Source organism: Dietzia sp. Cai40, from assembly GCF_014145165.1.
Lineage (GTDB): Bacteria > Actinomycetota > Actinomycetes > Mycobacteriales > Mycobacteriaceae > Dietzia > Dietzia natronolimnaea.
Window position 1 is genome coordinate 1 of sequence record NZ_JAALEB010000024.1, and the last position, 10,846, is coordinate 10,846.

12 protein-coding genes are annotated in these 10,846 nt (G+C 67.8%); 5 read left to right on the forward strand and 7 right to left on the reverse strand.

Annotated elements, in window-relative coordinates; all coding sequences use genetic code 11:
* Nucleotides 1-80: 80 nt before the first annotated feature.
* Genes G6022_RS01260 through G6022_RS01270 form a run of 3 tightly spaced genes read right to left on the reverse strand, consistent with a single transcriptional unit; the run spans nucleotide 81 to nucleotide 3,160 of the window.
* Nucleotides 81-920, reverse strand: a complete 840-nt coding sequence (locus tag G6022_RS01260; protein WP_182690908.1) for an inositol monophosphatase family protein — start codon at nucleotides 918-920, stop codon at nucleotides 81-83.
* 52 nt (nucleotides 921-972) lie between these two features.
* Nucleotides 973-2,151, reverse strand: a complete 1,179-nt coding sequence (locus tag G6022_RS01265; protein WP_182638515.1) for an aromatic amino acid lyase — start codon at nucleotides 2,149-2,151, stop codon at nucleotides 973-975.
* Complete coding sequence (locus tag G6022_RS01270) at nucleotides 2,144-3,160, reverse strand: hypothetical protein (protein ID WP_182638516.1); 1,017 nt, start codon at nucleotides 3,158-3,160, stop codon at nucleotides 2,144-2,146. Before G6022_RS01270 ends, G6022_RS01265 begins: the two co-directional genes overlap by 8 nt.
* 292 nt (nucleotides 3,161-3,452) lie before the next feature.
* On the opposite strand from G6022_RS01270, the gene G6022_RS01275 reads away from it, so the two are divergent.
* Nucleotides 3,453-4,259, forward strand: coding sequence for an alpha/beta hydrolase (locus G6022_RS01275; RefSeq protein WP_182638517.1), 807 nt, complete (start codon nucleotides 3,453-3,455; stop codon nucleotides 4,257-4,259).
* Between the two features lie 38 nt (nucleotides 4,260-4,297).
* On the opposite strand, the gene G6022_RS01280 is transcribed toward G6022_RS01275, so the two are convergent.
* Both G6022_RS01280 and G6022_RS01285 read right to left on the reverse strand, forming a co-directional pair.
* The gene (locus G6022_RS01280; protein WP_182638518.1) at nucleotides 4,298-4,603 is read right to left on the reverse strand and encodes a hypothetical protein; all 306 of its coding nucleotides are present in this window, start codon (nucleotides 4,601-4,603) and stop codon (nucleotides 4,298-4,300) included.
* Nucleotides 4,604-4,637: 34 nt separating this feature from the next.
* A complete protein-coding gene (locus G6022_RS01285; RefSeq protein WP_182638519.1) occupies nucleotides 4,638-5,105 on the reverse strand; it encodes a hypothetical protein in 468 nt (155 codons plus the stop codon).
* Nucleotides 5,106-5,253: 148 nt separating this feature from the next.
* Here G6022_RS01285 and G6022_RS01290 point away from each other — a divergent pair, with 148 nt between their 5' ends.
* On the forward strand, nucleotides 5,254-6,321 hold the full coding sequence (locus G6022_RS01290; protein WP_182638520.1) for an aromatic acid exporter family protein: 1,068 nt from the start codon (nucleotides 5,254-5,256) through the stop codon (nucleotides 6,319-6,321).
* A 524-nt stretch (nucleotides 6,322-6,845) separates the two neighbouring features.
* Here the strand turns inward: G6022_RS01290 and G6022_RS01300 are convergent.
* Nucleotides 6,846-7,736, reverse strand: a complete 891-nt coding sequence (locus G6022_RS01300) for a cation diffusion facilitator family transporter (RefSeq protein WP_179523645.1) — start codon at nucleotides 7,734-7,736, stop codon at nucleotides 6,846-6,848.
* Between the two features lie 73 nt (nucleotides 7,737-7,809).
* On the opposite strand from G6022_RS01300, the gene G6022_RS01305 reads away from it, so the two are divergent.
* From G6022_RS01305 to G6022_RS01315, 3 genes are read left to right on the forward strand one after another with little or no spacing between them, the layout of a single operon-like run.
* Nucleotides 7,810-8,244, forward strand: coding sequence for an NfeD family protein (locus G6022_RS01305; RefSeq protein WP_179523646.1), 435 nt, complete (start codon nucleotides 7,810-7,812; stop codon nucleotides 8,242-8,244).
* A 51-nt stretch (nucleotides 8,245-8,295) separates the two neighbouring features.
* Complete coding sequence (locus G6022_RS01310; RefSeq protein WP_179523647.1) at nucleotides 8,296-9,603, forward strand: SPFH domain-containing protein; 1,308 nt, start codon at nucleotides 8,296-8,298, stop codon at nucleotides 9,601-9,603.
* A gap of 55 nt (nucleotides 9,604-9,658) precedes the next feature.
* The gene (locus tag G6022_RS01315; protein WP_179523648.1) at nucleotides 9,659-10,303 is read left to right on the forward strand and encodes a TetR/AcrR family transcriptional regulator; all 645 of its coding nucleotides are present in this window, start codon (nucleotides 9,659-9,661) and stop codon (nucleotides 10,301-10,303) included.
* Between the two features lie 9 nt (nucleotides 10,304-10,312).
* Here G6022_RS01315 and G6022_RS01320 read toward each other — a convergent pair.
* On the reverse strand, nucleotides 10,313-10,846 hold a 534-nt coding region (locus G6022_RS01320), incomplete at its 5' end, for a DUF1731 domain-containing protein (RefSeq protein WP_182690910.1).

Below are 10,846 nucleotides of genomic sequence, written 5' to 3' on the forward strand. Positions count from 1 at the left end.
GCGGTCCATCCAGTCCGGCACGTGCACCGCGCCGGGGCCGAGGATCGCCGGCGGACGCTCGATCCCGAAGAGCGGGTCGGTCACCGCTGGTCCGCGCCCAACACCGCCCACGCCTGCTCCGCCAGCGCCGGTGTCGCGGCGGCCACGACGGTGCCACCGTCCAGCGGCTGCCTGCCGTCCGGGCCGGTGATCACGCCGCCCGCCGCCTCGATGATCGGGATGAGTGCCACGATGTCGTAGGACTTCAGATCCGCCTCCACGACCAGGTCGACCCGGCCCGCGGCGAGCATGCAGTAGGCGTAGCAGTCGCCGCCGAAGCGCTGGAGGCGGACCCGGGAGCCGAGCTCGTCGTAGCGGCTGCGCACCTCGCCGTGGTCCCCGAACATCGACGGGTGGGTGGTGTACATGATCGCCTCGGACAGCTCGTCGCACCCCGAGACGTGGAGGTCGAACGCCTCCGGGCCGTCCGATCGGCGACGCACGGTGGCGCGTCCGTGGACCGCGGCGAAGGTCTCCCCCAACACCGGTTGGTCCATCCACCCGGCGACCGCCCGGCCGTCCTCCACCACCCCGACGAGGGTTCCCCACCCCGCCATCCCCGTGAGGAAGGCCTTGGTGCCGTCGATCGGGTCGAGGTACCAGGTGCGGGCGGCGTCGGCCGGGCCGGACTCGCCGTTCTCCTCCCCCACCACCCGGTCACCCGGCGCCATCGAGGAGATCCCGGCACGCAGCAGCGCCTCGATGTCGCGGTCGGCCTCGGTCACCGGGTCGTACCCCCGCTCACCGCCCTTGTCACCGGCGACCAACGCCTCGAGCTCGCCGTGGAAGTGTCGGCGGGCGATCCGGCCGGTGGCGGCGAGCAGCTCGTCGAGATGCTCGATCAGGTCGGGATCCAGGGGGCGGTCGGGCCTCGCAGTCATGGACCCATGGTGCATCACGGATGGAGAACCGGTCGCCCGGCACTCTAGGAAACTACTGTCCCCAACAAAATCCCTGCCAGGACTCACCATCCAGGATCAGTGACCGGTCTTCGACAACAGCCTCAAGAATTCGCATGATCGTGGCCAAGTTGTCGAGTGCCAGATGAAGATAACGAGACGAGGATAGTGCCGCGTCGGCGACATCTTCCAAACCCTCGGACCCCGAAATGAGCCCCCCTGCCGTGTCGGTGCCCGGAAGCGCCCCCTCGGCGAGAATCGCGGCCGCGACCTTCGGAGGTTGGACGAAACGCAACTGGTCGACGGTACCCGCAGCGCCAATCCGACGCTGACACTCAACCTCGATCGCACGTACCGCGAGCGCGCCCATTAGTCGGACCCTCCGTAGGACTGCACTTATCGCAGCCGCGGCCTCGATGTTCAGGAATGAGCTGACACTGTGCACGCCGACTTCGTCGCTGAAGCTGAACACCGGGTTCCCGGAGAAACACTTCAGGGCCGAACCGGCCGCATCGTCGAGGTTGGCGATTGCGGCGCGCCCAATTGCATCGACCGAGTGCGGTGGTCGCCGACTCACAGGCAACTGAAGGTGCCTGGCACCCACCTTCTCGTCGGGACCCCTGAGAATCCGATCCACGAGTTCCGACGACCCCTCGACTGTCCTTCTAAGCCTCCTACCTGCCATGACTACAGAAGCAGTCGAAAGAAAATTCCCGTTGATCAATGCGATGAGGTCGCCCGCAGCCCAACCCGAGACTGCCGACTCCCCGAGCGTTGCGTTCACCCACCATGCGGCTGGGACGACGTCACCACATCCGTAAGAGTCCCACCATGCACCTTCCGCGACGACCTCGTGACCGAATGAATCCAGGAGCGCGCGGAAGGTCTGACCCGAGATACCCGACCCCCCCTGCGCGAGTTGGTGGATCTTCACCGCGGAAATGGTCCGAAGCCATTCGGCCGACATGCTGCATCGACGGCCAATCAGATGCGAACGAAGAAGCAATCCCTGCGACTGTGCTGTGGATTCGACGGCATCGAGTTGACCGAGGAGAGTTGTGAAGCCATATATCTTGCCCAGGCTCCCTTCGTCTATGCCCTGGTCAATGGTTCCCCGCTCGGCGATGATCTGTGGCTCGGCCTCTGTCCAACTCCGGTCTATGGACCCGCTATCCACCGCATTGTTCACCAGAACCACCCTCGATTCAGGCATCAGATCTCCTCCTGACGAGCAAGACAACGGCGAGTAGAAGCAGCATCAGCGCGGTCGTCCCCCCCATGAGGATGTCGAGGTGCACGACCCTAGTCAGGTCCATAATCAACGACCTCTGCGCGTCTCCCGGATAGCCGTTCACATCGCCGCTGAACCCAGTCTGAACAACCGTGAGGACGGTCTGGAGAATCGTCAGCAGACCGATGACGAACAACACCATCTCGACGAGCTGTTGATAACCCTTGCTCCGTAACTGGGCGCGGAGTTCGAGAATGCGAGCCACCTCAGCAATGCGGGATTCGAGTCGGGACCGGTAACCCGCTCCTTCCCACGAATCCAGGATGCGACCAGCCACCCTGGCGGGAATTCCCTGAACTGTCGAGCTCAACTCGTCTCTGCAGAGGCCCTGAAAAGCCATCATCCGGCTCGCCTCAAGATCTTTCCGAATGCCCGTTGCCCGCCTGAGTCCGATCCGGTTGGCTGCGAGATCCTCCAGCAGATCACCCGACAACTGGTCCACCGCGAACAACTGCACCCACAGCGCCTGCGCTATGAGAACTCCTCTCTTCACTTCCTCTTCGTGATCCGCCCTACTGCGTAACACGACATTGTTTCCCCAACTGACGATCATCTTGGGGCGCCCATCATCCGTTCCATCATTCGCCGTCGCGAACACCTCTGTCGACATGTCCGCCAACCAGTTAGTGGGAGGTTCACCCTCGTCCGTCAGCAGAGTTCGGTTCACCCAAAGAATCTGCCCGGGGAACGCATCGACGCCATCGAGGAATTCGCACACGAGGCCGGTAATGCCGGTCTCAATGTCCTCGATCGAGAGCCGATCGCTTATCGACACAAGCTCCAATTCGGCGCTGAACAGCGTGACCCCAGCGATTTTCTCGACCCTCGCAGCACGGAAGGCACCCCGCATCATTACGCTATCCGGCACGACTGTGCCAACTTCTGTGACAGGCAACTCCGCCTCTACGACCGAGTCCAGGTAGCGGCACATGAACTGCCCCCTACTGGTAAGCCGAGGCCCGTCAAGCTCATCTTTCCAGGGGGGCCAAATGGCCCCGGGGTCTTCTACCGGAACAGCAGATGGCGCCACGACGAGGAAGCGAGAATGTGACCATGCCTGAGACATGTGTGCACAGTAGCGACTTCGACGCGTTTCTTGCGAAGCCCACATGGCAGGCGATCGGATCCAGGCACCCGAGGAGGATTTCGTGCACAGGAGACCGTTCACTATGTTGAGCGGCATTCCCCGTCGGGCAGCGCGTCTACCCCGGATGGCGCCGGACATGGCACGGCTTCCGGCCGGGAGGATCGTCACCCTCACCGACGACGTCACCACCAGGCTGTACGACACCGGCGAGGAGCACCTCACGCCGGTCGTCCTACTGCACGGCATGGCCGCCACGGGGATGCTCAACTGGTACCAGACCTTCCAACGCCTGCAGGGCGAGTACCGGCTCATCGCCTACGACCAGCGCCGCCACGGGATGGGACACGGCGGCCCGTTCGACTTCGGGGCCCTGGCCGAGGACGTGCTGCGGGTGTCCGACCACCTGGGGCTGGACAAGCCCGTGATCGGCGGATACTCGATGGGCGGCATCGTCGCCCAGCTCGCGGCCCGGCGCGACCCCTCCCGGCTCGGCGGACTGGTGCTGGCCGCCACCGGTACCGGCGCCCAGCGCAACGCACTGGAGAAGATCACGATGGGATCGTTGACCCGGGGCGCCCCCGTGCTCAACGCCGTACCCCTCGAGGTGTCCAGGGAGATCGACGACGAGGTGCCCAGTGCCTATACCTGGGCGATGCGGGAACTGTCCTCCGTGCCCCTCGCCACCCACAGGACCGTGATCAGCGAGGTGGCCCGGTTCAACTCCACGTCGTGGTTGCGCGAGCTGGACCTGCCGGTCGCGATCGTCAAGACCATGCGCGACATTGCCTTCCCCCGGTGGATCCAGGACGAGATGGCCGATCTGCTGCCGCACAGCGCGGTGTTCCCGATCAGCGCCGGTCACGCGGCGTGCGCGACCCACCCCGGGACGTTCGCGCGTCGGATGCGCACGGCTCTCGGCTGGGTGGTGTCCAACTCCCACTGAGGACGGACCGCGACCACCGGGGCGGCGGGCGGCGGGGGCTACAGCGCCGAATACCGCATCGCCGTGATGACAAAGACGACGATCGCGATCCCGCCGAGGATGACGCCGAACAGTCCCCGGCGCGGGTCCGGGTCCTCGTTGGTGAGCCATCCCGTGGGCCACCGCGCGAGCAACCCGAAGGCCACCGCCATCAGTGCGGCGAGGAACGCGATGATGTTGAGCAGAGGGACCCAGGACAGCGCCAGGGACCCCACCCCCAACACCAGCGCCCGGGTGCCCAGGTCCATGCCCTCGGACGATCTCTTCCTCGGCGAGGCGGCGTCGGAGCGGGGGCGCAGCGGCATGGGGCCAGCCTAACCGCGCCGCCCGGAAATCGTCTCAGCTCAGGAACTGACCGTCGACGAAGCCCGCCAGCAGTACGGCGAACCCGCCCATCTCCCCCACGATGAGTGCCACCATGCCGACGCGCAGCATGGACGAGGGGTGCTCGAACTGGTTGGTCGTGTCCTGCAGTGCGCCGTGGACGATGTAGCTGCCGATCGCCACCACGAAGAAGAACACGAGGACCCCTGCCGCCGTGAGGTTCACCCATGTGGGCCAGCTGCTCAGCTCCACGAACACGGCGATGAGCAGGATCGCGAACGAGTACAGCAGTGACGCCCGGTGCGCGATGTCGACGTAGGGGTGCGCGAGGTGGTCGGCGCTCGTGGCCATCTGCCGGTATTTCCACACCCCCAGCCCCAGGGCCAGCAGGAAGATCAGGCCGGCGGCGAGCAGGGTGAGCCGGGTGTCGAGGCCGAGATCGACCGTCGCCGCCGACAGGGTGGGGGAATTGAGCGGGTCCATGGGTCCTTCCGAGGGCGCCGGACGATACGGCTGTCTCCGTACGCTCCGACCCTAGGGCAGGGTCGGACACGCCACTGTGGTCACGTTGTCCGACGTTCACGGCTTCCGGGATTGTCGTGACGCCGGGCCACCTACGAGAATGCTGCGTATGCGACGACTCCGGGAACTCGCGGGACGGCCCGACGTCAGGACCGATCTGCTGCAGATCGTCAAGAGCGTGATCGCCGCCACGGCCGCGTGGTGGCTCTCGGCCCACGTCCTGGACTCGCCCCTGCCGTTCCTGGCGCCGTGGACGGCCCTGCTCACCGTGCACGCCACGGTCCACCGGTCGCTGTCCCGCGGGGTGCAGACGACGGTGGCGTCCGCGATCGGCGTCGGCCTGTCCTTCCTCATCGGGTTCTACCTCGGCGTGAGCGTGTGGACTTTCGCCCTGGCGATATTCGTGGGTCTGGCCGGGGCCCGGATCACCTGGATCCGGGACGAGGGGGTCGCGATCGCCACCACGGCGGTCTTCGTGCTCTCCAGCGGGTTCTCCGACCAGGAGCCCCTGCTCCTCGACCGCATCATCGAGGTCGTCGTCGGGGTGGGGATCGGTGTGCTGGTCAATCTGCTCATCATCCCTCCGATGCGGGACCAACAGGCGGCCAGCCACGTGGACCGCATCGACCGCCGGATCGGCGACATCCTCGTGAACATGTCCGACGAGTTCTCCACCTCCTGGGAGACCGACGCCGCCGACGGGTGGCGTCGCGAGATCGAGTCGGTGGCGGACGAGGTCGAGACCGCCTGGGGGACAGTGCACTTCGCCCGGGAGAGCCGGCGCTCGAACCCCCGCCTGGCCCGCGAGCGCCTCGGCCGTGCGCAGACGGGCCGGGACGTGGACTACGGGGAGATCCTGGGACGCATCGACGAGGCGGTCTCACATATGCGACACCTGATCAGGACTCTGCACGAGGCCACCTATTCCGATGGGCCGTGGGACGAGCGCTTCCGCAGCGAGTGGGCCGGGATCGCACGGGACGCCGGCCACGCGATAGCCGATCCCCACGCAGAGATAGACTCCATCCACGACCGGTTGATCGGGCTGACGCACGCCATGGCCGAGGACGACCGCTTGCCCCGGGACTCCTGGCCGGTCTACGGCTCGCTGTTGACCAGCATGTTCCACATCGCCGTGCTCATCGACGACGTCGCCTCGGCGCGGAGCGTGCGGTGACCCGCCCCACGCCCGGGTGCCCGGAGACCCTGACCCCGGGCGCCGGGGCCGACCTCCGTGGACAGAACTCCCAGCGCTCCCCCAGGCCGGCCTCTCACTGCTCGGCGTCCAACCGGGCGACCCTCCGGGCCCCGGCGAGTTGCCGGTAGGAGGACTCGACCAACTCGGCGACCTCGTCCCAGTCCACGGACCCGGGGTCCCCCGGACCGCCCCCTGCTCACACCGGTCCAGTGGCAGCGCCCGCCATCCCCGGACGCCGACGTAGGCGGGCACCACGATGCGCGGGTCCTGCTCGAGGGCCGGCAGGTCCTCGGGGTCCGGGAGGAACAGCAGGGCGCGGGCGAGCAGGGGATCCGCGTGGTCCCCCTTGACCGTTCCGCCGTAAGAGGCGAAGACCTTGGTGGTGTACCAGTTCGGCCGCCCGTGCGAGATCTTCTCCGCGGCGTCGGGGAGCGCCAGGCAGATCCGACGCAACCGGGCGAGCAGCGGATCGGAGTCGTCGAACATGATCGGGTGGCCCATGACTACAGCCTCACGTCGTTGTAGGCGCGCTCGTCCTCGATCGGCTCCAGGTGGGTGGTGATGTGGGAGTGCGGGAGCGCGGCGTGGATCTCCTGCTCGACCTTCTCCACCAGATCGTGACCCCGCTCGACACTCCAGTCGCCGGGGACGAGCGCGTGGAACTCGACGAACCGCCACCGGCCGGACTCGCGGGTCCGCAACTCGTGGAAGTCGACCCGACCCGGCTGCCGGTGCCTGTCCAGTACCTCCTGGATCGCCCTGTTGTCCTGCTCGGGGAGTGTCGCGTCCATCAGCCCCATCCCGGACTCGTGGACGAGCCTGTACCCGATGAACAGGATGTTCAGCCCCACCGCGATCGCGACGACCGGATCGAGGAACTCCCAGCCGGTGATCCACACCAGGGTCACCCCGACCACGACGCCGACCGAGGTCACGACGTCGGTGATCAGGTGTTTCCCGTCGGCTTTCAGGGTCGGCGACCGGTGTCGGACCCCGGCCCGGATGAGCAACGTCCCCACGATTCCGTTGATCACGGCCGCCACGACGGAGATCGCGAGGCCCAGTCCGAGGGACTCGATCGGCACGGGGTTGATGAGTCGCTCGACACCCGTGTAGAGGATGAAGGTCGCGGCCACGAAGATCATCGCGCCCTCGACCACGGCCGAGAAGTACTCGGCCTTGGAGTGGCCGTACTGGTGGTCGTCGTCGGCCGGGCGCTCGGCGACGGTGATGGCGATGAGCGCGACCACCGCGGCCACCAGGTTGACCACCGACTCGGCCGCGTCGGCGAGCAGCCCGACCGATCCGGTCACCCACCAGGCCACCATCTTGAGCGAGATGGTGACGATCGACGTGGCCACCGACAGCCACGCGAACTTCTTGAGAGTCGACACGTCATGTGAGCGTAGTCCGCTCGTGGGACGACGTCCCCCCTGCCGAACGCCGGATGTCGGTAGGGTCGTAGACATGCATGTAGGACTTGCCTGGCTCGCAGTTGCGGTGTTGCTCGCCGCCGGTGAGGCGGCGGGCGGGGAGTTGTTCCTGATCATGCTCGCCGGGGGTGCACTCGGCGGGGCCGCCGCGGCCGCGCTCGGCGCGCCGGTCTGGGGGCAGGCCCTGGCGTTCGCCCTCGTCTCGATCATCCTCGTCGCGGGGGTACGACCCCTCGTGCGCCGGCGCCTCCTGTCCGCGCTCCCCGAGCACGACACCAACACGGCCGCGCTGACCGGACGCGACGGCACCGTGGTCGAGGCGATCGGGCCGGCCGGCGGCCTGGTGCAGATCGCGGGGGATACCTGGACGGCGCGCCCGCTCATCGAGGGCGAGACGTTCGACGCGGGGGACAAGGTCCTCGTGCATGAGATCGAAGGGGCCACCGCGATCGTCGTGCGTGGCATCTAGAGAGCGCGAGTCCGACACACAGCCGACAGCACGACACAACAGGAGGAAACCATGGGTGGCTTGATCTTCCTTGCCGTCATCGTCATATTGATCGCCTCGGTGGTGGTGAGCTCGGTGAAGCTCATCCCGCAGGCGGAGGCCGCGGTCATCGAGCGGCTCGGCCGCTATCAGCGCACGGTGAGTGGTCAGCTCACCCTGATCATCCCGTTCATCGACCGGGTCCGCGCGAAGGTGGACCTGCGCGAGCGGGTGGTCACCTTCCCGCCCCAGTCCATGATCACCGAGGACAACCTCACGCTGAACATCGACACGGTCGTCTTCTTCCAGGTCACCGACCCCAAGGCCGCGGTCTACGAGATCAACAACTACATCGTCGCCGTCGAGCAGTTGGCCACCACCACGCTCCGCAACGTCGTCGGTGGGCTCACGCTCGAGCAGACGCTCACCAGCCGCGACATGATCAACAAGCAGCTCCGTGGGGTACTGGACTCCGAGACCGGCCGCTGGGGCCTGCGCGTGGCCCGTGTCGAGCTGCGGTCCATCGACCCGCCGCTGTCGATCCAGGAGTCGATGGAGAAGCAGATGAAGGCCGATCGCGAGAAGCGCGCGACGATCCTCACCGCCGAGGGGCAGCGCGAGGCCGCCATCACCACCGCCCAGGGCGCCAAGCAGGCCTCCATCCTCGACGCCGAGGGCAACAAGCAGGCCTCGATCCTCAACGCGGAGGCCGACCGGCAGTCGCGCATGCTCCGTGCCCAGGGTGAGCGGGCCGCCCGCTACCTCGTGGCGGAGGGCCAGGCGGCCGCCATCGCCCGCGTCAACGCGGCCGTCAAGGCCTCCAAGCCCACGCCGGAGATGCTGGCCTACCAGTACGTCCAGAACCTGCCGGAGATGGCCAAGGGCGACGCGGCCACGATGTGGATGATCCCCTCGCAGTTCGGGGACTCGTTGGAGAACTTCGCCAAGGCCGTGGCCAAGAAGGACGACGACGGGGTGTTCCGCTACGAGCCGCCCGCCACCGATGACGACGCGGATCTGCCGTCGGCCCCCGAGCACTGGTTCGACACCTCGACGGACCCGGAGATCGCCCGGTCCGTCGCGGCCGCCGAGGCCGCCGCGGAGGGGGCGTCGTCGTCCGCGACCGCCACGGAGAAGCCGAAGTCCAAGCCCAAGCCCGGGGTCTTCGACATGGTCCCCTCGTCCGAGGGCGGGATCGCCCCGGACGACACCCCCGCCCTCTCGGGCCCGCAGGGGGCACAGCCGGGGCAGCCCGCCGGCATCGACCCCGGCGTGGATCTCGAGCAGGGCCTGCAGCAGGGCGCATACCCGGTCGACGAGGCCGGCCGGGACCGTCCCTGACCCGATCCGGCCGGGTCGCGGGCGCCGCCACGACCACTGGAAGTAACATGCCCGTGTGGCACGTAACAGTGGACGCGGTGGCGCCCAGCCACCCGATGCCGAGGACATCCGTCTGATCGAGGCGGCGGCCTCGGTGTTCGCGGAACGCGGTATCAAGGGCGCGAGCACCGACGACATCGCCAGAGCGGCCGGGGTGACGCGGGTGACGTTGTACCGCAGGCTCGGTCCGCGCGAGCAGATCCTCCGCGCGCTGTACGCCCATGAGGCGCAGCGACTGATGATGTCGGTCAACGCGCGGTTCACCCCGTTCGAGTCCCTCGAGTGGGATCCGGTCCGGCATGTCGAGGACCTGCTCGTCGGTACGGTCTTCGACATCCGTAGGAGCGAACTGCTCCAGCGCCTGGTCGAGGTGGACAAGGTCGAGGCCATGGCGATGCTCGCCGGTCAGTCCGACTCGGTTCTGGGCGCGATCACCGGGATCGTCGCGGAGTTCATCCGGAGCACCTGGAACGCCGACGTCCACACCCGACCGATGGACGCGGACGAGTTCGACACGCTGTCCCGCGAGGTCGGCAGTGTCGTGGGCCGCTTCCTGCACTCCATCGCCGTGATGCCGGACGGCCCGCCCGTCCTGGAGACCGAGGACGAGATCCGGGCGCTGGCGCGGCGGGTGCTGGTCCCGATGATCCTGCAGCGCTGAGGCAGTGCCTCAGAGCGCCGCGGGCACCTTCTCCCCGCCCAGTTCATGGGCCAGCGCGGCCCTGAGCCCGGGGTAGCGGAACGGGTGGTCGACCGCGCGCAGGAGCGCCGGGTCGACCCTCTGGTCGGCCAGCACCAGCTCGTCCGCCCCGCGGCTGCCCAGGACCAGGCCGGGCGCGAAACCGGGGACCGGGACCACGGTCGGACGGTGGAGCACCGAGCCCAGGACGCGGGTGAACCGCGCGTTGGTGACCGGTTCCGGAGCGACGGCGTTGACGGTTCCGGTCAGCGACGGGTCGACGACGGCACGGAGGTAGATGTCCGTGAGGTCGTCGAGTGCGATCCAGGACATCCACTGCCTGCCCGACCCCAGTCGCCCACCCAGGCCCGTCCGGGTGATCGCGGCCAGCGGGGGCAGCATCCCGCCCGCTCCGGACAGGACGAGCCCGGTGCGCATGGTCACCACCCGGGCGCGCGAGCTGCGGGCGGGCTCGCAGGCGGCCTCCCACTCGGCCACGATCTCGGCCAGCGGCCCGGGTCCCGG